Origin of the sequence: Vibrio sp. 1CM7H (genome assembly GCF_023161645.1) — a bacterium.
GTDB lineage: Bacteria > Pseudomonadota > Gammaproteobacteria > Enterobacterales > Vibrionaceae > Vibrio > Vibrio diabolicus.
Map to the genome: position 1 here is coordinate 387,881 of NZ_JALNTV010000002.1, position 23,048 is coordinate 410,928.

General features: G+C 44.4%; 19 protein-coding genes. 12 read left to right on the top strand and 7 right to left on the bottom strand.

The genetic code is table 11. The features are described from left to right. Positions 1 to 190: 190 nt before the first annotated feature. Positions 191 to 1,756: an arylsulfatase gene (locus MSG33_RS10055; protein ID WP_248380893.1), complete on the top strand. Its 1,566-nt coding sequence runs from the start codon at positions 191 to 193 to the stop codon at positions 1,754 to 1,756. 184 nt (positions 1,757 to 1,940) lie between these two features. On the opposite strand, the gene MSG33_RS10060 is transcribed toward MSG33_RS10055, so the two are convergent. From MSG33_RS10060 to MSG33_RS10090, 7 genes are all read right to left on the bottom strand, one after another. Next, positions 1,941 to 3,362 (bottom strand): aspartate kinase, encoded by a 1,422-nt coding sequence (locus tag MSG33_RS10060; protein ID WP_193447123.1) that lies wholly within the window; start codon positions 3,360 to 3,362, stop codon positions 1,941 to 1,943. A gap of 84 nt (positions 3,363 to 3,446) precedes the next feature. After that, complete coding sequence (locus tag MSG33_RS10065) at positions 3,447 to 3,833, bottom strand: ectoine synthase (protein WP_005393369.1); 387 nt, start codon at positions 3,831 to 3,833, stop codon at positions 3,447 to 3,449. Between the two features lie 15 nt (positions 3,834 to 3,848). After that, positions 3,849 to 5,114: a diaminobutyrate--2-oxoglutarate transaminase gene (gene ectB, locus MSG33_RS10070; protein ID WP_248380896.1), complete on the bottom strand. Its 1,266-nt coding sequence runs from the start codon at positions 5,112 to 5,114 to the stop codon at positions 3,849 to 3,851. A 34-nt stretch (positions 5,115 to 5,148) separates the two neighbouring features. Continuing rightward, positions 5,149 to 5,682, bottom strand: a complete 534-nt coding sequence (gene ectA, locus MSG33_RS10075) for a diaminobutyrate acetyltransferase (RefSeq protein ID WP_005393379.1) — start codon at positions 5,680 to 5,682, stop codon at positions 5,149 to 5,151. A gap of 312 nt (positions 5,683 to 5,994) precedes the next feature. Beyond that, positions 5,995 to 7,656, bottom strand: a complete 1,662-nt coding sequence (locus tag MSG33_RS10080) for a BCCT family transporter (protein WP_005393381.1) — start codon at positions 7,654 to 7,656, stop codon at positions 5,995 to 5,997. 191 nt (positions 7,657 to 7,847) lie between these two features. Beyond that, complete coding sequence (locus MSG33_RS10085) at positions 7,848 to 8,594, bottom strand: 3'-5' exonuclease (protein ID WP_248380899.1); 747 nt, start codon at positions 8,592 to 8,594, stop codon at positions 7,848 to 7,850. Next, positions 8,594 to 10,474, bottom strand: coding sequence for a DUF294 nucleotidyltransferase-like domain-containing protein (locus MSG33_RS10090; RefSeq protein WP_006741594.1), 1,881 nt, complete (start codon positions 10,472 to 10,474; stop codon positions 8,594 to 8,596). Before MSG33_RS10090 ends, MSG33_RS10085 begins: the two co-directional genes overlap by 1 nt. 438 nt (positions 10,475 to 10,912) lie before the next feature. On the opposite strand from MSG33_RS10090, the gene proV reads away from it, so the two are divergent. From proV to MSG33_RS10145, 11 genes are all read left to right on the top strand, one after another. Further along, positions 10,913 to 12,100 carry a glycine betaine/L-proline ABC transporter ATP-binding protein ProV gene (proV, locus tag MSG33_RS10095; RefSeq protein ID WP_005393388.1) on the top strand — a complete coding sequence of 396 codons (1,188 nt, stop codon included), beginning with the start codon at positions 10,913 to 10,915 and terminating at the stop codon, positions 12,098 to 12,100. A gap of 4 nt (positions 12,101 to 12,104) precedes the next feature. Beyond that, on the top strand, positions 12,105 to 13,196 hold the full coding sequence (proW, locus tag MSG33_RS10100) for a glycine betaine/L-proline ABC transporter permease ProW (protein WP_046874899.1): 1,092 nt from the start codon (positions 12,105 to 12,107) through the stop codon (positions 13,194 to 13,196). Then, entirely contained in the window at positions 13,189 to 14,196 is a 1,008-nt protein-coding gene (proX, locus tag MSG33_RS10105; RefSeq protein ID WP_005393392.1) for a glycine betaine/L-proline ABC transporter substrate-binding protein ProX, read from the top strand. Before proW ends, proX begins: the two co-directional genes overlap by 8 nt. 216 nt (positions 14,197 to 14,412) lie before the next feature. Beyond that, positions 14,413 to 15,024 (top strand): thermostable hemolysin, encoded by a 612-nt coding sequence (locus MSG33_RS10110; RefSeq protein ID WP_006741595.1) that lies wholly within the window; start codon positions 14,413 to 14,415, stop codon positions 15,022 to 15,024. Between the two features lie 80 nt (positions 15,025 to 15,104). Continuing rightward, a complete protein-coding gene (locus MSG33_RS10115) occupies positions 15,105 to 16,664 on the top strand; it encodes an AMP-binding protein (RefSeq protein WP_248380901.1) in 1,560 nt (519 codons plus the stop codon). A gap of 25 nt (positions 16,665 to 16,689) precedes the next feature. After that, positions 16,690 to 17,373: an iron-containing redox enzyme family protein gene (locus tag MSG33_RS10120; RefSeq protein WP_248380902.1), complete on the top strand. Its 684-nt coding sequence runs from the start codon at positions 16,690 to 16,692 to the stop codon at positions 17,371 to 17,373. 8 nt (positions 17,374 to 17,381) lie between these two features. Continuing rightward, on the top strand, positions 17,382 to 18,176 hold the full coding sequence (locus MSG33_RS10125) for an SDR family oxidoreductase (RefSeq protein WP_248380904.1): 795 nt from the start codon (positions 17,382 to 17,384) through the stop codon (positions 18,174 to 18,176). Between the two features lie 14 nt (positions 18,177 to 18,190). Then, positions 18,191 to 18,826 carry a hypothetical protein gene (locus MSG33_RS10130; protein ID WP_104974166.1) on the top strand — a complete coding sequence of 212 codons (636 nt, stop codon included), beginning with the start codon at positions 18,191 to 18,193 and terminating at the stop codon, positions 18,824 to 18,826. Between the two features lie 3 nt (positions 18,827 to 18,829). Next, a complete protein-coding gene (locus MSG33_RS10135) occupies positions 18,830 to 19,486 on the top strand; it encodes a response regulator (RefSeq protein WP_104974167.1) in 657 nt (218 codons plus the stop codon). Further along, positions 19,476 to 20,888, top strand: coding sequence for an ATP-binding protein (locus tag MSG33_RS10140; protein WP_248380907.1), 1,413 nt, complete (start codon positions 19,476 to 19,478; stop codon positions 20,886 to 20,888). Before MSG33_RS10135 ends, MSG33_RS10140 begins: the two co-directional genes overlap by 11 nt. 186 nt (positions 20,889 to 21,074) lie before the next feature. Continuing rightward, positions 21,075 to 23,024, top strand: coding sequence for an LTA synthase family protein (locus MSG33_RS10145; RefSeq protein ID WP_248380910.1), 1,950 nt, complete (start codon positions 21,075 to 21,077; stop codon positions 23,022 to 23,024). The last annotated feature ends 24 nt before the right edge of the window (positions 23,025 to 23,048 follow it).

A 23,048-nucleotide genomic window follows, 5' to 3' on the forward strand; every position in this document is an offset into this window, starting at 1 on the left:
TTTTTAAAACCTCCCCAAATCATCAGAATGACAAGTATTTTTATTTAGAAACAAATAGTTAAACACCCTCAATAACTTATAGTTATAAAGAGTATAAGAGGATTTTTCTATACACATCATTAACTTATGCAGCACCTAAGCACAAGGTTTACTTGTGCTTCTCGTTACTCTCAACCACCTGGAGTTTTTTATGGCAAACCAATTGAGAAAAATCGCAGTAGGCGTCGGACTGTTAGCAACGTCCAGCGCAGCGATGGCGGCAGACAAACCCAACATACTTGCAATTTTCGGTGACGATGTCGGTTACTGGAACATCAGCGCATATAACCAAGGTATGATGCGTTACAAAACCCCTAACATCGATCGTATCGCGAACGAAGGGGCTTTGTTTACAGACCATTACGGCCAACAATCTTGTACTGCCGGTCGAGCAGCATTCATTACTGGCGAAGAACCATTTCGCACTGGCTTGCTGACGATTGGTATGCCGGGTTCCGACCATGGGATTCCAGATTGGGCACCAACTATTGCTGACTTACTAAAAGACCAAGGTTATATGACAGCTCAGTTCGGTAAAAACCACTTGGGCGATCAAGATAAGCACCTACCTACCAATCATGGTTTTGATGAATTCTTTGGTAACTTGTACCACCTTAATGCAGAAGAAGAGCCCGAAACCTACTATTACCCTAAAGACCCAGAGTTCCGTAAAAGCTATGGTCCTCGTGGTGTAATTAAATCTTATGCCGACGGTAAGATTGAAGATACTGGCCCAATGACGCGTAAACGCATGGAACACGCGGACGAAGAGTTCCTCGAAAGCACTTTATCGTTTATGGAGAAAGCTGTTAAAGCAGATAAGCCTTTCTTCATCTGGCATAACTCTACGCGCATGCACGTGTGGACCCGATTACAAGAGAAGTACCGAGGTAAATCCGGTGTTAGCATTTACGCTGATGGCATGTTAGAGCATGACGATCAAGTCGGCGTATTGCTCGACAAGCTCGATGAGTTAGGCGTTGCTGACAACACCATCGTTATTTATACAACAGATAACGGCGCAGAGACCATGACTTGGCCTGATGGGGGCGCAACCCCATTCCACGGTGAGAAAGGCACGACTTGGGAAGGCGGTATGCGTGTGCCTCAACTTGTGCGTTGGCCTGGTGTCATTAAGCCAGGAACGAAAATCAACGAAATGATGGCTCATCAAGACTGGTTGCCAACATTGTTGGCGGCAGCTGGCGTTCCTGACGTGAAAGAAAAGCTTGCTGAAGGTTACAAAGCAAATGGTAAAGACTGGCGTGTCAATATAGACGGCTACAACTTCATGCCATACTTCGAGGGCAAAGAAGAGAAAGGACCACGTGAGTCTCTGCTCTACTTCACCTCAAATGGTGAACTAAACGCAGTACGCTGGAATGACTGGAAACTTCACTTTGCAACTCTAGAAGGAAACCTAAGCGACGCCGTGCGATCTGTGCCAAACTGGCCTAAAATCATTCACTTACGCGCTGACCCATTTGAAAAAGGTCCTAGCGAGTCACAAATGTATCTACGTTGGATGGCAGACAACATGTGGTTGTTTGTACCAATTCAAGACGTTGTTGGCGACTTCTTTAAAACGTTACCTGAATACCCAATGCAACGCGGTACAACTATGAACCCTGCTTCTTTAAATTACGACTCTTTGCAGATGCAAGAAAAGATGCAGCAGTTAGAAATGCTTAAACAGGAAGTGAATAAAGTTAAGTAATCTAATTAATCACTCTAGATTGCGTTACTGAGCCAGCAGAGTTCTGCTGGCTTATCTGTATCTCGGGATGGGAACACACTTAGCTCGGTAGTTTACTCCATGCAAAGCGGGCCCATATTGAGAACACAGAAAAACAAAAAAGGAGAGCAAACCTGCTCTCCTTTATATTTTAACCGTGAATAAACTAAGCTACGTTAACCGATTTAGTTAAACTATTGCTCTGAAAGAATTCATCATGCAACGCGCAAATCGCACGCTGATATTCTTTATCACCCACGACGAACTGAACGTTTACATTTCTCATTGATGAGTGAAGTGCAACTGGCGTTACGCCATTATTCATCAAAGAAAGTACACCTTTCGCTAGTGTCTTGTTAGTGTCAATTTGAGAACCGATGGCTGAAATCAGCGCGACCATACGGCCTTTAATCGACGCATTCGGATAGCGTTTTTCAGCTTTATACAATACTTTGTTCAAGCTATCAGTACTGCCACCTAGATAGTAAGTAATAGAGTTCGCGTTCATCTCTTTACCAACTAAACTTACGCGAGCATCAGAGATAATTTCCATTAATTCGTAGCTAACGTTATCGGCTTTTCCCACCATCGCTTGGTCAAACAAATGCAGTGCGAACACCTTTTCTTTACCTGCGATAATTTCGACTTTGTCTTCTCCTGGGCGGTAGCTTGAAGAGATCAAAGTGCCTTCGTGTTCAGGTTCAAATGTATTTTTAATCTGTAGCTCAATACCACTCTCGCGTAAACCTGCGGCTGCATTTGGGTGAATCGCTTCCATGCCAAGGTTAGCAAGTTGGTCTGCTACGTCATAGTTTGTACTACCAATTGGCAAAACTTTTTCAGGACCAACAACACGCGGGTCTGCAGAGCTCAAGTGATATTCTTTGTGAATTACCGCTAAATCCGCTTTTGTTATCGCTGCAATTCGGCTAAATGTCATCTCACTATAACCTCGGTCATAAGTGTGCATTAGGCCTTCCTTACAGTAAGCATAACCTGTAACGATTGGCAGTTCTTTTGACACATCGATATCAGCAAACGCATCACTGATCGATTCATCAAGGCTCCTTGGCGCTTGATTGTCCCAACCGGACAGGTCAACGAACTTAGCGTTAATACCCATATTTTTTAGTTTCAGTGCCGTGTTGTAAGCACTGTGCGCCTCACCGATAGACGACAGAAACTCTCGAATTTGAGGCAAATACTGACGTAGCGAAAACTGACCGTACTGACAAGTTTCTAAAATGTTCGCAATACAGTTTTTCGCTTCAGCAATACGTGAGCGAATGAATTTATCTGCACGGATACGATTCATTGGGTCCGCGAAAATATTTTCATTTGTGAGCAGCATACGGCTTTCAACGTATGCTAACGCTTCTTCCCATTTGTCATCACGTTTCGCGATAAGCTGATAAACACCTGGCTTACTGGTTTTTTTACATTCGAGTAGCGCGTCGGTCATACCGCCGTATGCAGAGACGACAAAGATACGATTGTATGGCGATTTAGGACGAAGAATAATGTTGTCGAGAACAGCATCAAATGCTGTCATTGATGTACCGCCGATTTTTTCTACGGTAAATGTCATGATAAGCCTTTTTTGATTGGTAACTTTAAAAGAAAAAAGAAGAGATAGTTGATCGTGGGGCGACAAGCACCCCACCTCTATCTTTTAGTCAACGAGAGGATAAACACCATTTTCATCGTGCACTTCAGCGCCGGTAATTGGTGGGTTGAATACACAAGCCATTACCATTTCTTTGTTCTTATAAGCTCTCAAGTAGTGCTCATCGTGTTTATCAAGGATGTATAACGTACCCGGTTTAATCGGGTAAGTTTCTCCACCAACGACTTCAATTTCACCTTCACCGCTCATACAAAAAACCGATTCTAGGTGATTTTGATAGTGAATGTGTGTTTCAGTACCTTCATAAATCGTAGTGATGTGGAAAGAAAAACCCATGTTGTCATCTTTCAACAACATACGGACACTTTCCCAGTTATCTGAAACCACACGTCGCTCACTGTTGCGACACTCATCGAGTGTTCTGACGATCATAATTAATAATCCTTATTAAGATGCTTGTTTGAAATGTTTCGCAGCAATGGTTTCCACTGCACTTTCAAAGATGCTTAGTCCTTGGTCTAGTTCTGACTCGCTAATCGTAAGTGGGCAGAAGAACTTAACGACTTCGTCGTCAGGGCCAGCTGTCTCAATTACCATTCCGTTTTCGAAACAGTTTTTCGCGATTTCAGATGCCATATCACCGTTGATACACTCAATACCAACCATCATGCCGCGACCTTTTTTCTGTACAAACATTTGTGGGAAGCGACGAACGCAGCGATCAATAATAGCACTTACTTTGTCTGAACACTGCTTGATGTGTGTTTCAAAATCATCATTTGCCCAATAAATTTCTAATGCTTTCGCCGCGGTAATAAATGCATGGTTGTTGCCACGGAACGTGCCGTTATGCTCACCTGGCTTCCACTGGTCTAGCTCTGGTTTGAGTAGAACGACGGCCATTGGTAAACCGTAACCACCGATCGATTTCGATAGCGTCACGATATCTGGTTGAATACCTGACGGCTCAAAGCTAAAGAAAGTACCTGTACGTCCGCAGCCAGCCTGAATGTCATCGACAATCACAAGAATGTCGTTGGCTTTACAGATTTTGCTCAAACGTTGTAACCACTCGTTTGAAGCAGCATTTAAACCACCCTCGCCCTGCACAGTTTCAAGAAGTACAGCGGCTGGTTTATCCATACCTGCAGAGTTGTCGTTTAGCATGGTTTCGAACAATGCTAGACCATCAACGCCAGCGTAACCTTCAAATGGAATACGAGTGACGTTACTTAAGCTAGAACCGTTACCTTGTCTGTGATGCTGGTTACCCGTTGCAGCTAGAGCGCCAGCTGTACAACCGTGGAAACCGTTGGTAAATGCAACGACGCTGTCGCGACCTTTTACTTTTTTCGCTAACTTAAGTGCTGCCTCAACGGCGTTAGTACCGGTTGGGCCAGTAAACTGAACTTTGTAGTCCAAGTTTCTTGGTTTAAGGATGTAAGTATCCAACGCTTCAAGAAACGATGCTTTCGCTTCTGAGTGCATATCCAAACCGTGAGTAATACCGTCCATCTCAATGTACTCAAGCAGTGCTTGCTTAAGTACTGGGTTGTTATGGCCGTAATTTAGAGATCCCGCTCCAGCAAGGAAGTCTAAGTATCGTTCACCTTGTTCTGTTTCCAGCCAGCAGCCTTTCGCTTTACGAAAAACGACTGGGAAATTGTTTGAATATGAGCGTACGTTGGATTCCTGCTTTTTGAAAATATCCATGATGAGACCGTTTTTAATTCCTATTGTTTGAGGATTATTTGAGAGGAATGCGATACAAATATTCTGTATCGTGTTTGCCTTTAAAGTGGGCTTCTTCATCCAAAAATGTGCTTACTTGGCCAGAGTTGCCGTTCATCGCATCTAACTTTTTGAACAATGCCCAAGAGGCTTTATTATCTTCAGTGATGGTAGTTTCTACCGATTTAACACCGCCCAATTCCTCTCGGGTGAGAAGTTCTTTCAACATACGGAATGCTAAACCGTGACCTCTAAAGCGAGGTGAGACTGCAACTTGCCAGACAAATAAAACGTCTTGCTCGTCTGGTTTCTGATAACCGGAAATGAAACCTGCGATTTCGCCTTTTTGCTCAACCAAAATACTGGTTTTGCTGAAATGCGTAGACTGTAGGAAATTGCAATAAGATGAGTTCATGTCCAATGGAGGACAGTCTGCAATTAAGCTGTAAATGTCGTCACCATCAGAGATTTTAGGCTCACGAAAAATCCATTTTTTACTTGAGTCTTCTCCAATCTCTGGATAAAGAACCCAAGGTGCTGATGTGATCATGTGGAAATACATATCCTTTGAGGTCTAATTAAATTTCCTTTTTATTATGGGCATTCCTCGCGACTAAAAATCAAATAATCCGCCTTTTTATCGATATTTTTGTGATAGAGATCACAATAATATGCCATTTAACCAAATCTTAAAATAGTTCGAGGTCTAATTTATTAAAAAATCACTTAAAGAATAAGTATAAAAAACGAACAGAGAAAACTGTCCTCCATGGTCTTCATTTCTCAGCAAAAATTCAAAAATAAAAAAAAGCGGCATGCTTTCGCATGCCGCTTTATTCAAATATTTAACTGCTGATGTTGGTTATTTCGATTTCTTCTTAGAAACCGCTTTTGGACGAGGTTCATCCATCAGGCCTTTTACTAGGGAAACCGTTGCAACAAGCAGAACAATCGTAAATGGTAGGCCTGTGGTCACGGCCATTGCTTGAGCTGCCGCTAGGCCACCACCAAGCATCAATGCAATCGCAACTAAGCCTTCAAACGTACACCAGAACACGCGTTGAGGCGTTGGCGCATCGACCTTACCGCCCGCAGCAATAGTATCAATAACCAGTGAACCAGAGTCTGAAGAGGTAATGAAGAATACCACCACCAAAATAATACCGACGAAAGATGTAATTTCAGCTAGAGGCATCACATCTAACATGGCAAATAGTTTTAACGGTAATTCCGCGTTGAACACGGCTTCATAACCATCGCTCACGTATTGGCTTATAGCGTTACCACCAAAAGCGGTCATCCATAACACACAAACAGAAGAAGGGATAAGGATAACGCAAATAATGAACTCACGAACTGAACGACCACGAGATACACGCGCAATGAACATACCTACAAATGGTGACCAAGAAATCCACCAAGCCCAGTAGAATGCTGTCCAACCTTGAGAATAGTTTACGTCTTCTCGTCCAAATGGCATTGATAGGGCAGGAATATTAGCCACATATGACACTATATTTTCGAAGAAGCCCGTTAAAATCGCGATCGTCGGGCCGACAACAATAACAAAAAGCAGTAAAAGCGCAGCGAGACCCATGTTGATCTCAGATAAGATTTTCACGCCTTTGTCTAGTCCCGCAACAACTGAGATTAAAGCGAGTGCGGTGATGCCAATAATCAATAGTACCTGCGTAGTATTCGTCATTGGAACATCAAACAGGAAGTTCAAACCCGTTGCGGCTTGAGACGCACCGTAACCTAGAGACGTTGCCAGACCAAAAACTGTCGCGACAACGGCAAGAATGTCGATAATGTGACCAGTCCAACCCCATACACGCTCACCAAACAGTGGGTAAAAAATGGATCGCATGGTAAGTGGTAAGCCTTTGTTAAACGAGAAAATCGCCAAACCAAGAGCCAATAGCGCATAGATTGACCACGGATGAAGCGCCCAGTGGTAAATCGTCGCCGCCATGCCTAGTGCAGATGCAGCACTTGCATCGCCTTCTGCACCACCTAGAGGGGCCCAGTCAGTACGAACACCATTCTCAACGTTCACGCCACCAATAGCAGAACTAAAATGAGACATAGGTTCTGATACACCAAAGAACACCAGACCGATACCCATACCTGCTGCAAAGAGCATTGCCAGCCAACCCGCATAGGAATAATCTGGCGTCGCTTCTGTACCGCCGATTCGTACACGACCTAGCGGTGTAAAAATCAACCCAACACAGACAATGACAAAAATATTACCAGATGCGAGAAAGAACCAATCCAAATGGTGTAACAAACCCGCTCTTAGATCTGCGAAAAACGGCTCTACCTGTTCTCGAAATAATAGTGTTACTACAACAAATAGGATGATTGCTAAACCAGAAATTGCAAAAACACGGTTATGAATATCAAGGCCAAACGGGCCTACTTTTAACGCGACGTTATCCTGACCAATTTGATAGTCAGTGTCTATCGCGTTTACCTTTCCATCGGGGCGTTGAATGCCACCGTTATTATCGGTGCTCACGGATAATCTCCTTAAAAATACGTGACCAAATTTAAATTACTTTCGTCGGAGTTTGAGTGATGAAACCTCCCATCACTACCAAGCACATGTTCAAAAAACATAGTTCTTATAAGCGGTTACTCAGTCCGCCATCATAATCGCAAAGCCCCCTACCTTTCATTGCATTTTATTGTCTTCATCATAAACAACGCTTATTGCCAAATCGAAGAGATTGGCATGCTTCGAGTAAAATGATATTGCAACTGTGCTTGAAACAGTTCAGCAGTTGCCAGCGCATCGGTCAAAGCATGATGAGGTTGATAAGCAGGAAGGTGATACCTTTCACGAGCATGCCCCAGCCTGACAGAGCCTGGCTTCTTACCTTTTAACTTATTGAATAGGCCACTGCATTCACGGCGCTGTATCGCGTGTTCAATGTCTAGCGTATCGACAACGGGAAACTGTATCCCCTCCCCAATGCTATTTAGCAACGCGTTATTAAAAAACTGCCTTTCGATATTTTTATAATGAACAAGCACAACTTTGCCTGACAGCGCATCCAATATTTCCCCTAAAATGTGGGTTAATTGGGGCGCGTTTTTGACTTCAGAATCAGTGATGCCATGAATCACGACTGACTCTTCGTTTAACTCACGATTAGGGTTAACAACCCAATGCGCAGAGCCACTACATTGAACACGATCAATGGTAAACGGCACAAGTCCAATCGTGAGAATTGCATCCTCTTCCGCATTCAAACCTGTCGTTTCAAAATCTACCGAGACAAATGGCACTTCCTCAATTGGTGTTTCCCCATTAACCATCGGTGTCGAGTAATAACGTTTGAGCCTCTCGTCTCTTGCTTCTTTCGCGAGCTGTTTGAATAACGTTGACCACTCTGGCGTCCGAGACGTATCCAACAACGGCTGATCTTTTGCTGCCTTTTTTGAGAACCACATTATTTGCTACTTCTCTGGTATCGGAACTTGATGAAGTTCTGTGCATTACTAAGGATTTGGAAAGCAGCTTTTAAGTTTCGGCGCTCAAACTCTGACATGTTCTCTGGCTCAATGTTGTTATCTGGTTCATCTCCATTTTCGATATCGAGTGCTTGATGACGAATTCGAACCATGTAGATCAATTCCATTGCATCCCTCAAGTCCATTCCTCGACCTTTAGGTAAAATGCCCGCATCATTAATATCGTCTAATCGATCAAACGAGTTTTGCGAACGGGAACCAATTGCCAATGAATGTACTCGAATCAAATCTGCCAATGGCGCAGTACCTCTTCTTTTCAAGTTAATAGAATTGCGGTGACGACCATCTTTTTCCATAACAAAATCTTTGAAGAAGCCCAATGGCGGTGTACGACGTATCGCGTTGTAAGCCATACATGCAAGGAAGCGGTTGTTTCTTTTCGCGCGCCTAACAATAAAGCTGCTTAATTGTTCCGCCCACTTCACTCGCCCATGAACACCTAATAAATCAAAAAAGATATTACTGTTTAACAACCTTTCAGGAGTTGGGTTATCTATCCAGTTGCCAAAGCACTCCTCCCACTCCGCTCGGGTTTTTCGCCACTCTGGATTGGTTGCCATAATGTCGCCAGTACAGTAAGCATAGCCGCATGCTGCTAAACCATCACAAACAAATTTGGCAAACTTTTCAAAGTACTCCCCGTGCATCTCAACATCATAACTGTTGTCGAGAATAAGGGCGTTGTCTTGGTCCGTTACAATTAACTGCTCATCCCTGGCCATCGATCCCATAGCGACCAAACAATACGGAATTGGCGCAGGGCCAAGCTCTTGCTCTGCTAATTCAGCCAAACGCTGTTTAAAGCTACTACCAATGACCGACATGGCTCGACCAATCATATGAGCGTTGGCATCTTCATTCACCATTCGTACAAAGCAGTCTTTCACTTGTTCAGAAACTTGCTTGAGATCTTCAACGCTGGTTTGTTGGAAGATAGAGCTAACGAGTAACAAACTGTTTTGAGATTCATAACGGACAATATCCGTCATGCCAATAATTCCTATCGGCTTTTTATCTTTTAAAATTGGGAGATGGTGCACGTTGTAGCGCAACATGGTTAACATGGCTTCAAAGACATAAGCGTTGTAATCCAGAGACACCACGTCATAACTCATGACCTCACTCACTGGAATATTGGTATCAATGCCCTGAGCCAATACGCGAATGCATAGATCGCGATCAGTCAATATTCCAAGTAGTTGTTCATCGTCTTCTTCTGTGAGTTCTTCTGCTGGGCGAACAATAAGCAAAGAGGTGACATTTTCCTCCGCCATCAGTATCGCGGCTTCTTGAATCGATGCCGTCGCCTCCAACGTTACCGGATCTCTCGCTAAGATCTTACGTGCCTTGGCAGTGGTAAAGTCATTGCTTTCTGAGCGGCTGGATATTGCGCTTCGCAAGCGCGCGCTGTCTTCCAGTTCCATGTAGTCAGCAAAGTTTTCAAACTCGTCACAAAGCTCGTTGAAAATATCCTCCGGAATACAGTAAACCAAGGTGTCTTCTATCGCTTTGGCAGGCATACGCACACGGTTGTTCATTAACAACCCCATCTGTCCAAACAGTCCACCAGCGTCAATCCTGTTATAGAGTTCGCCTTTACGTCGGTAGATCTCCACAGCGCCGCTTCTCACCATATATAAGTCGCGGATCGTGTCTCCAAAATTGAGTATCTCTGTGCCTTGCCGAAAGTATGCAACCTCGGCATTTAGAGCGATCTTTTTTAACTGCTCTTCGGGTAGATCATCGAAAGGTGGGTACTGGCTAATGAAGTTGAGCACTTCTAACTGTTCGGCTTCCATCTTTTATTCCATACGTTGCCTAAACTACAGCGATAAATATCACCAAGATTGAAATCAATCAATGAATAAATCTAAGAATAACAACACCTAACCTAGTTCACAGAATAAAACTCCAACCAAAAATTAGAGCTCTAATGTTTTTAAATATAGACCTCTAATCTATTTCTCCTTATAGCTATGCAGGTGGGCTGAGTTGAAATGTACTAAAAACTTCAAAATAAATTCAAACCAATGTCATGGAAAAGTTAGACAAAGGAAAAACAAACCATAAGCATCTATTTTTGTTAATAAAGATACTATTTAACCACACCTCCTTCATTGTTCATTGTATGCACATAAAATCCAGTTAACCGAACCCCATTCGTTGAAAGTTGAACTAAAATTAATTAGAGTACAAATCGTTAAACAGTTATAAACACACAAAAAAGGACAGATAACATGGATCCCATACTGGAAGTTAAGGGACTGTATAAAGTGTTTGGAGAAGACCCAGAAAGAGCCTTCTCGCTTATCGAAAAAGGTATCGATAAGGACGGTATTTTTGAACAGACAGGTTTAACAGTCGGCGTAAACGATGTATCTCTCACCATTAACGAAGGTGAAATTTTCGTAATCATGGGGCTTTCTGGTTCGGGAAAATCTACTCTCGTTCGACTCCTAAACCGACTCATTGAGCCAACGAAAGGCAGTGTTTATCTCAAAGGGAAAGATATTGCCCATATTTCTGAAGACGAACTTCGAGAAGTTCGTCGCAACAATATCTCAATGGTGTTTCAAAGTTTCGCACTTATGCCTCACATGACGGTGATCGAAAACGCTGCATTCGGTTTAGAACTTGCTGGCATTGATGTTAATGAACGTCAGAAAAGTGCCCTTTCCGCCTTGGAAAGAGTTGGCTTAGACCCTTATGCAGAATCTTTCCCTGACGAGTTATCCGGTGGTATGAAACAGCGCGTGGGTTTAGCAAGGGCATTGGCTTGTGACCCAGACATTCTATTAATGGACGAGGCGTTTTCCGCTTTAGACCCATTAATCCGTTCTGAGATGCAGGATGAGCTTATTCGTCTACAAAACGATGACAAACGCACAATTGTCTTCATCTCTCATGATTTGGATGAAGCAATGCGTATTGGTGATCGTATCGCCATCATGCAAAACGGTGAGGTTGTTCAGGTTGGCACGCCTGATGAAATATTGCACAGCCCAGCAAATGATTATGTCGAAGCGTTTTTCCGCGGCGTAAACATCGCAAGTGTCTTGACAGCAAAAGATATCGCTCGCAAGAAACCAGCCGCCGTCTTTAAGAAATCGGAAAATGATGGCCCGGGCTCTGCGATGCAGATTCTAATGGATCATGACCGTGATTACGGCATTGTCGTCGATAAATCTAGCCGATACTCCGGCATCGTGTCTCTTGACTCACTACGTTTGGCTCACAAAGAAAACCGCTCTCTAGCCAGTGCTCAATTGACGGATGAAGTCACTCTTCAGCCAGAGCAGTCAATCAATGACATTTTGGGGCTAGTTGCAGGCGTTCCTTATGCCGTACCTGTCGTTGATGAGCAAGGTACTTACTTTGGTGTCGTGACTAAATCACGTCTTCTACAAACACTAGATAAGGATTAACACGATGTCTTCAGAGCAAACTAACAATGATCCCTGGTCGAATACCGCTCCTGCACAAGATGATCCTTGGTCACAAGGTGCAGGTGCTGACGCTGCCCCAAGTAATGACTGGTTAAGCTCAGAAACTGTAGAGCAAGCGCCATTCGACATTATGAACCCATTCCAAGATGCGGTTCTACCACTTGATAGCTGGGTAGAATCGGGATTGAACTGGTTGGTGGAACATGGTCGCCCTGTTTTCCAAGCAATTCGAGTTCCAATCGACTTTATTCTTACCTCGTTTGAAACTGCTTTGGTGTCCACACCTGCGCCCATCATGGTGCTCATTTTATTTTTGCTGGCGTGGCAGTTTTCCAATGTAAAACTCGGTTTTTCAACGCTTGTATCCCTTGTTTTTATCGGCCTAATTGGTGCTTGGTCACAGGCGATGACAACGCTCGCACTGGTTTTAACCGCCGTCTTCTTCTGTTTGCTTATCGGGCTACCGATGGGGATATGGTTGGCGAGAAGCCAAACCGCAGCCAAATTTGTTAGACCAATACTCGATGCAATGCAAACGACCCCCGCGTTCGTTTATCTAGTGCCAATCGTTATGCTATTCGGTATTGGTAACGTTCCTGGCGTTGTAGTAACCATCATTTTCGCACTGCCTCCCGTTGTGCGCCTGACTATTTTAGGGATTCAGCAAGTACCTGAAGAGCTAATCGAAGCGGGCCACTCTTTCGGGGCAAACAAAAAACAGATGCTTTACCGCATCCAATTGCCATTGGCGTTACCAACGATTATGGCAGGGGTAAACCAAACCTTGATGCTTTCACTTTCTATGGTCGTGATCGCTTCAATGATTGCGGTTGGCGGCTTGGGCCAAATGGTACTTCGTGGTATCGGCCGACTTGATATGGGTCTTGCTGCCGTCGGTGGCTTAGGCATCGTAATTCTTGCCATTTTATTAGACCGTATTACCCAAGTATTAGGGGTTAATGCGGGTAACACCAAGCTTCGCTGGTATCACACAGGTCCTGTTTCATACCTATTAAAACTGAAAACAAAGACGAACCAAGACGATCTAAAACTTAGGAGAAACATCAATGAATAATTCATGGAAGAAAGCGCTCTCTGTTGGAGCTCTAAGTACTATCGCATTTTCAACTTATGGTGTGGCAAGCGAACTACCGGGTGAAGGTGTGACTGTTCAGCCAGTTCAATCAACCGTTGCAGAGGAAACGTTTCAAACATTGATCGTAAACCGTGCACTTGAAGAGCTTGGTTACGATGTAAAACCAACTAAAGAAGTGGATTACAACGTAGGCTATACCTCTATTGCTAAAGGCGACGCTACTTTCTTAGCAGTAGGTTGGTTCCCTCTTCACGCCGATAAGTACACAATGTCTGGCGGTGATGATAAGTTTTTCCGCAAAGGTCAATATGTAAGTGGTGCTGCGCAAGGTTACTTGATCGATAAAAAAACCGCTGAAAAATATGGCATCACAAATATTGGTCAATTAAAAGATCCAAAACTGGCGAAGCTTTTCGATGCCAACGGTGACGGTAAAGCGGACTTAACAGGTTGTAACCCAGGTTGGGGTTGTGAAATGGTCGTTGAGCATCAGTTGGATGCGTTCAAGCTTCGTGACACAGTAACGCACAACCAAGGTAACTACGCTGCGATTATCGCTGACACGATTTCTCGTTACAAAAAAGGCGATCCGATTCTTTACTACACTTGGACACCTTACTGGGTAAGTGGCGTCTTAGTTCCGGGTAAAGATGTTGTGTGGTTAGAAGTGCCATTCTCTTCACTTCCTGGTGAGCGTAAGGACATCGACACAACGCTAGAGAACGGTAAGAATTACGGCTTTGAGATGAACTCTATGCGCATCGTTGCGAACAAAGAGTTTACTGAAAAGAACCCAGCAGCAGCGAAGCTGTTTGAAATCATCAAGCTAAACATCAATGATGTTAGTGCGCAGAATATGATGATGAGCCAAGGTAAGAACAGCTCAGCAGACATCGAGTCTCATGTAAATGGCTGGATTAAAGCGAACCAGAAAAAGTTCGACGCATGGGTAGACGAAGCTAAAAAAGCAGCCATGTAATCGGCACGACCATTAAAATACGTGACACCTAACTTTAGAGCCAACCGATCACATCGGTTGGCTCTTATTTTATTCACATTAGTAAAAAGGATTGCAACAATACTGAGCCTTGCTCCTCAGTATTTTCTTAAAGTTTCTACTTAATTTCATTCCTTAAGAATTTCTTAAGTTTCGCGTTTTATTTTGTTGATAACCAATCAAACAAAGGAAGCGCTCATGAAACACCATGCACAAATTTCTGCAGATGGCTTTACTTTAGACATCGTCTATCCAATGCATCCGCTTTGGAGCCAAGTTATCGAGCATGTTTCTCAGCGTTATCAAGAAGCATTCTTTGCCGAGCTGAAACAATTTATGCCGGCGTATTTAACCCTCATTGAAGGCGCTCAAATTATTTCCGTATGCGGCTTTCGCATCGCCGAAGATGAGCCCTTGTTCCTTGAACAGTATTTAGAAGACGACGCTCAAAAGCTGGTTTCTAACGTATTTAACTGCGACGTAAAACGTTCGAACTTAGTGGAGTTTGGTCACTTGGCATCTTTCGCTAAGGGCATGTCATCTCTGCACTTCTACCTGATCGCAGAAATGCTGGTCAATCTCGGTTTTGAATGGTGCATCTTCACCGCGACAGACCCTCTTCACGCAATGATGGCGCGTCTAGGATTGGAGCCTCATATCATCGCGCAGGCCGATCAAAATAAAGTCCCCTATGCCAAGTCCACTTGGGGTTCGTACTACGAACATCAACCGCGTGTGTTAGCTGGTAATTTGCAAAAAGGACTAGAGCGCCTTCGATTAGTCCAAGAAAGAAAACGCAAACAAGCCTAGATAGAAAAGTAAACGTCGTTAAAACCGCAAACACAGCCAGAACAACTTGGTTAAACACAACGCCAGAATATAGGTGATGTATGAATATTCTCCTCGATGCCATTACAAAATGGGCAAAAACGACACCAGATCGAGTAGCACTTGTCGGCTACGAAGCGAATCAAACGGTTGAACTGACTTACTCTGAATTGTTAAACAAGATCGAACTCGTTGCCGCCGAGCTTATTGCACAGAACATCAAATCACTCGCGCTACGCGCAGAAAACAGCATCAATTGGGCCATTGTTGATTTGGCGGCGATGGCGGCAGACATAGTCGTCGTACCTATTCCGACTTTTTTCTCTGATGCACAAGTTGAACATACGTTAGAGCAATCAGGCGTCGATGCTTTAGTTGGCGATTGGCAAGCATGGTTGGCTTCTCATCCTAAGCAAAGCTTTAACCAGCAAGACCATCCGTTTTCCATTGCAAATTTGCCTTTGCTGCGTCGTAACCAGTTGGGAGATGAAGGTACACAGGTAGCTTATCTACCAGAAACCGGAAAAATCACATTTACGTCTGGCTCGACTGGTCAGCCTAAAGGCGTGTGTTTAAGCAATGATCATTTGTGTTTGGTGGCGAAGTCGCTCGCCGATGCAGTAAACAGCGCGGCGCACTCGCACTTAGTGCTGCTTCCGTTATCGACGCTTCTCGAAAACATAACCGGTGTTTATGTACCACTCATGTTGGGCGTGACGTCATATATTTTACCCGGAGAGCAAACCGGCCTACTCGGTTCAAGCCAATTCGAACCGCGTTTGTTTGCACAAGCATTAGTGACCATCAAACCAGAAAGCTTAGTGCTAACACCAGCTTTATTGCTTGCGCTCATTCACATCGCGAAACAGCAGCCCTCTCTTGTGGATTCTCTAAAATTTGTCGCCGTTGGCGGCGCAAGAGTGTCGTCGCAACTGATTAACACCGCGCATGCGCTGAACATCCCTGCGTTTGAAGGCTATGGCTTGTCTGAATGTGGCTCTGTTGTTTGTTTGAATACACCAGGCGCATTTAAAGCAGGAACGTGTGGCAAACCGCTTCCGCACACTCAGATTCGTATCGCGGAAGATGGTGAACTGCTCGTCAAAGGCAACGTTGCTCTTGGTTATTTGAATGAGCCGTTTACTCAAGAATGGTTAGCAACTAGTGACTTAGCCCAAATTGATGCGCAAGGCTTTGTCTCTCTCTTGGGGCGTAAGAAAAACCTTATCGTCACCGCGTATGGCAGAAATGTCTCACCGGAGTGGATTGAATCAGAAGCGTTGGCTTTTTTGCCGATGACGCCACTAATCGTTACGGGCGATAGCCAACAAACATTATGCGCTGTCATTGCCAATAGCGAAGACGTCGAAGCAAAGGTTCATACATTAAACCAAACCCTACCCGATTACGCTCAAATCCGAACCTTGTTGCTACTTGACAACCCACGAGCCATCTCTGGTTGGTACACGGATAACGGCAAGCTCAAACGAAATCAAATCGAACATGATGTGGCTCAGTTATTAGCGAGCACAACGCCTAAATTAACGCTGCAAGCGCAAAAGATCCAACGCATCGATTTGCCCTTCCAACAACACATTACATCTTTACAAACTGCATCTTAGTTAACGGCTTCTTAAGGAGAAGGTTATGACTTTATTTTTCGAACAACTCAAACAAAGCACTACCGCTGCTCAACAAGCAATGTTAACTGCGCCAGTCATCGCAGACGTTCAACAAGGCAACATTTCCAAAGATATGTATATCGCCTTTCTAACCCAAGCTTACCATCACGTTAAGCACACTGTTCCCTTGCTGATGGCGTGTGGAGGCCGACTATCTGGCGAATACGAATGGGTACGAGATGCCATTGCCGAGTACATCGAGGAAGAGAAAGGCCATCAAGAATGGATTTTAAATGACATCAAAGCGTGCGGCGGCGATGCCGAAGCAGTGCGCAGTAACAAAGATGCAGGTCAAGTAGGTGCACCGATTGAACTGATGGTTTCCTACCTTTACCACAACATTGACCGCCACAACCCACTCGCGCTGTTTGGCATGGTGTGGGTATTAGAAGGCACCAGCGTCGGTATTGGTGGCCAAATGGCTGAAAAAATCCAGTCAACGCTAAGCCTACCGCCTTCGGCAATGACTTACCTAGTTTCACACAGCGTGTTAGACCAAGATCATCTGCAATTTTTTGAATCACTGATGAACAAAATCACCAAAGTGGAAGATCAACAAGTCATTATCGACTCCGCAAAAATGGTGTTCGCATTGTACGGACAAATGCTGCGTTCTTTGTCTTCTTTCTCAACCCAACAAGCGGCGTGAGGTGAAGCATGATCATTAACAACAGCACCATTCTCCTGACAGGCGCAACGGGCGGAATTGGGCAACCCATCGCGCAAGAGTTAGCAAAACGCGGTGCTAGCCTCATTCTTGTTGGGCGAAACGAAGAGAGCTTGCAAACACTACAGCGTGAACTGTCGAATCCAGAGCGCCATAACCTAGTCGTTGCAGACATCACCTCATCAGAAGGATTAACAGCGATTAAAGATCGAGCGCGCCAACATCAAAAAGTGGACGCACTAATTAACAATGCGGGCAGCAACGATTTCTCGTTGTTAAGCCACAAACGACCAACGCAGATTGCAGACGATATCCAACTCAATCTCGTTGCGCCGATGCTGCTGTGCCAATCGGCGTTGACGTGGTTAAAACAGCCTGGGGTAATTCTCAATATTGGTTCCACATTCGGCTCAATTGGCTACCCTGGCTATACCTCCTATTGCGCGGCAAAAGCGGGGTTGCACCGTTTTACCGAATCGCTCGACAGAGAACTGTTCGCAACCGGAATCCGTGCGCTGTATTTGGCACCAAGAGCGACAGAAACCTCACTCAATAGCGATGCCGTCAATGAAATGAATCGACAGTTAGGTAACAAAACGGACTCGCCGCAAGTTGTTGCCGATCACGTTGTCACCATGTTGGAAAAAGAAATTTCCGCGAAATGGATTGGTTGGCCAGAGAAGCTTTTTGCACGCATCAATCAACTGCTTCCAAGCACGGTTTCTTCTGCGATTCGTAAGCAGCAAGAAACCATTCACCAATACGTAAACCGAGTCAGTCACTGAAGAGGACATAGACGATGAAGACCAAACAACTACTTTGCGCTTTGACGATTTGTTCAACGTTAGCTTCGACCGCCGCGTTGGCAGGTAATGCTCCACTGCAACAGGTCCAAAAGAAATGGGCGGAATGTCAGTACAGTACGCCCGATGGTGACGAAAAGGAACAATGCTTCCATCGCGCGATTGCCAAAACCAGTATTTATCTCGACAGAGAACCCGGCAATCCCGAACTCACCGTTTGGCTGGCAATCAACAAAGCATCGCTGGCTGGTGCTCAAGGTGGCTTAGGTGCACTATCACTCGCCAAAGAAGCCAAATCTTTACTCGAAGGGGTAATTGCAACGTCTCCGCAAGCGCTTGATGGATCTGCATACACCAGTTTAGGTTCTCTGTATTACAAAGTTCCGGGGTGGCCAATTGGCTTTGGTGATGACGATAAAGCCGAAGAAATGTTGAAAAAAGCGTTAGAGATCAATCCAAAAGGCATCGATCCGAACTATTTTTATGGAGACTTCCTTGCAGAAGAAGGTCGAGACAAGGAAGCGAAAGTGTATTTGACTCGCGCAATGCAAGCATCACCTCGCCCTGACCGACCTTTGGCGGATAAAGGTCGAAAACTGGAAATTGAAGCGACTCTTGGGAGACTGAAATAAACCATGCGCTTATTACTCGTAGAAGATGACAAACTACTCGGTCAATCCATGGTGACTTCATTAAGTCGCCATGGGTACACCGTGGATTGGGTGGAAAAAGGGTCTGGCGTGACTAGCGCACTCAAAACCGAAGCGTTCACTGCCGTGATTTTGGATCTCACTCTCCCCGATATCGATGGATTGGAAGTTCTGCGTAATATTCGCAAAGGCGGATTTAAGCTCCCAGTGATGATACTTACCGCACGAGACGACATTCGCGATCGCGTTCAAGGCCTCGACGGCGGCGCAGATGACTACCTCGGAAAACCGTTTGCACTCGAAGAGTTGCTCGCTCGCTTGCGTGTGTTGATTCGCCGTCAATCCGGTAGTGCAGAAGAAATCATTCAAGTTGGGCAGTTATCTTTATCCTTATCGGAACAAAGCATTCGCTACGATGGCGCGCCGCTTAAACTCACACGCAATGAATTTAAAATCCTCACCAGCTTGATGACGAACGCCGGACGCGTGCAAAGTAAGGAGCAATTGCAACAATCACTACACGGCTGGGATGAAGGTTCAAGCGACAACGCTATCGAAGTTCATATTCACAATTTGCGTAAAAAAGCGCCCAAAGTGGTCATTAAAAATATTCGCGGTGTGGGGTACATTCTTGAAAGATAAGAAGTCGTACTCGATCAAACGTCAGTTAACTCTATCAGTAGGCGTGTTGGTAAGTGTTCTCTTACTCATCTCACTTTATTTCAGTTTCCAATCTGCGAAGCACGAAGTCGAAGAAGTTTATGACGCTAGGCTTGGACAATCCGCAAAATTAATGTTGCTGACGCTCTCAATTTCAACGGAAGAGAAGACTCTCGCTAACCATCGAGAATTATTTAATGAGTGGATGGAAAACATTGAGTCAATGTCAAAGTCTGACGATGACAATGTCACAACGTTCGGCCACCCTTATGAACAAAACTTGGTTTTTCAATTCTATCGAGACAACACACTGCTCTGGAGCTCTGATCAAACCTTGCACGCACTCTCTACGTCCTTTGATAATAACGGCTACTCTGATATCGTAAAAGACGGTACACAATGGCGTACATTTCAGATTTCACTGCCACAAACAAAACATGATAATGAATACGTCGTGGTTGCAGAAAAATACAAGATACGTAAAGAGATCATCCACGAAATTGCCCTATCCACATCAATAGAACAATTGCTGATACTACCAACTTTGTTGCTTTTGCTGTTTTGGCTGATCGATAAACATTTCCGACCGATTAACGACCTGCGCTCCGCCATCACACAAAGAAACGTACACCGATTAGATCGCATTCATGTAAAAGACAACACCGTTGAACTCGCACCACTTGTCGATTCGCTCAACTCTCTCCTCTCTGAACTAGAGTTAGCCTGGCAAAGAGAGAAACGCTTTACACGTGCTGCAGCGCATGAACTAAAAACCCCACTAACAATCCTTCGTCTTAACGTAGAAAATGCACTTGAAAGTAATGATCCGGAGCAACTGAGAGGAGATTTACACAACATTCTGCAAGGCATTGAACGCACTGACCGCCTTATCCATCAGCTACTGACTTTAGCTAAAGTAGATAGCTTATCAGAACGTGTATTCGACACCGTTGAGCTAACCCCTTTGTTGCAAACCGTTGTTGCTGATTTGGCACCGTTAGCATTGAAGCATAAGCAAGACATTAGTTTATCATCTTCCAACATCGCTATATCCGGTGATCGAATGTTGTTAGAGGTGTTATTTCGTAACCTCGTCGATAATGCGATTCGTTACTCCGGCGAGCACAGTGACATACAAGTCAGCGTCACAGAGAACAATAATACAATCAAAGTCTTAATTTCCGATACTGGTCCAGAAATCCCGAAAGAAACTCGTGAAAGAATCTTCGAACAGTTTTATCGGGGTCATTCTGAACATGGCGACGGTGCGGGTTTAGGGATGTCAATTTGCAAAGACATTACAGTACTAAACCGTGCAACACTTGAGCTCATTCCCAGAGAAAATAGTAGGAATACGTTTGTCGTCACTTTCCCAAAGTGCTAACAAAAGCGATACAGACCATAACCTGTTTAATTTATGTTCCAGCCCAAAATGAGCTTCATTCCACACTTACATAGACATACCAACACTTACACTACTCGACCATAAACCCACATTATAATTCACGTTTATTTCACGCTTGCTTTGTTAAAAACAACACAACATAACAATTAAACTATTCGAATAAATATGAAAAACTTATCTAAGGGCTCTGTGTGGGGGCCTTTGCAGCCAATTGCTGCTTTTTCTTTGTTTTCACTTATATTTCTGTCTATTTCACGCGTTTTGCTCGCCTTTTGGCAACTTGATCGAATTGACTCTTTCAACGACCTAATTTACATCCTAGGCCAAGGCTTACGCGTAGACATTGCAACACTGTGCTGGTTATTCATCCTCCCTGCACTGCTTTCTGCCCTAATGCCATTCAACGGCAAGATTGGGCAATGCTGGAAATGGATATTGCGCATATGGATGGTTTTAGGGCTTTGGATTCTCGTGTACATGGAACTGGCAACGGCACCATTCATTCAAGAATATGACCTACGCCCAAACCGTCTGTTTGTGGAATACCTTATCTATCCGAAAGAGGTCATGGGCATGCTTTGGACTGGCTATAAGCTAGAGCTGTTTATTGGCGCGTTAGGCACGACATTAACTCTAGTTTTGGGTTGGAAGTGGAGCAAAAAACTGACCGACAATGCACAGCAGATCAACTGGAAATGGCGCCCACTATTAGCCATTTTTGTTGTGCTTCTTGGTGTTGCAGGCGCACGCTCGTCTTTAGGCCACCGTCCACTAAACCCTGCCATGGTGGCGTTTTCTAACGATCCACTGCTCAACGACTTAGCATTAAACTCATCTTACTCACTGCTGTTTGCTGTCAACAGCATGAAGTCAGAAAAAAGCGCAGAGCAGTTCTACGGCAAGATGGATAATCAAAAGATGCTGGAGCTAGTTCGCGCTTCGTCAAAAAAGTCCGACTTTGATCCAACATTGCTTCCAACCATGAACAGTAACCCTGCGACTTACCATGGTAAACGTAAGAACTTAGTGATCTTGCTACAAGAGAGCTTAGGAGCGCAATTTGTAGGTTCTTTGGGTGGTCTACCTCTTACGCCAAACCTGGATGAACTCATGGCTGAAGGTTGGCAGTTCACGCAAATGTACGCAACGGGTACTCGTTCTGTTCGTGGTATCGAAGCCGTAACCACGGGTTTTCCACCATCCCCTTCTCGCGCAGTGGTGAAACTAAGCAAAAGCCAAACAGGCTTCTTTACCATCGCAGACTTACTCAAAGCACAAGGCTATCACACGCAATTTATTTATGGCGGTGAAGCAAACTTCGATAATATGAAAACCTTCTTCTTCGGTAATGGTTTTGATCAAATCGTCGAAGAAGATGATTACAATAACCCAAGCTTTGTTGGCTCTTGGGGGGTCAGTGATGAAGATTTATACAACAAAGCAGACGAAGAGTTTGAACGTCTTTCAAAAAGCGACAAACCTTTTTTCAGCTTAGTTTTTACGTCAAGCAATCACAGCCCTTATGAGTATCCGAAAGGTAAAATTGAGCCATATGATTCCGAACACATGACGCGTAATAACGCGGTAAAATATTCAGATTACGCTTTGGGTACGTTCTTTGACAAAGCGAAAAACTCATCCTACTGGGATGATACTATTTTCATTGTCATTGCAGACCACGATGCCCGCGTGTCTGGCGCTAACTTGGTTCCAGTTAAGCACTTCCACATTCCTGCATTGATCATTGGTAAAGACATTCAACCACGTAAAGATGACCGTATCGCAAACAACATAGATATGCCGCCTACGCTGTTGTCTCTTATTGGCGTAGACGCCAAAACGCCGATGATTGGTCGTGATTTAACGAAACCACTGGCTCGCGAAGATGAACGCGCAATGATGCAATACGACAAAAACTTTGGTTATTTAACGCGTGACAACCTAGTTGTGCTTTCTCCTGGTGAAAAAGTATCGACCCTGGCGTACGACTTTGAAAGCCAAACCATGAAACCGCTAGAAGTCGATGAATCCGTTATTGAACGCGCAAAAGCAAACGCATTGTTTGCATCTAAGGCGTATCAAAACAACTGGTACGCTTCGAAACGTACCAACTAATATCCGCTGATTCAGTTAAAAGGG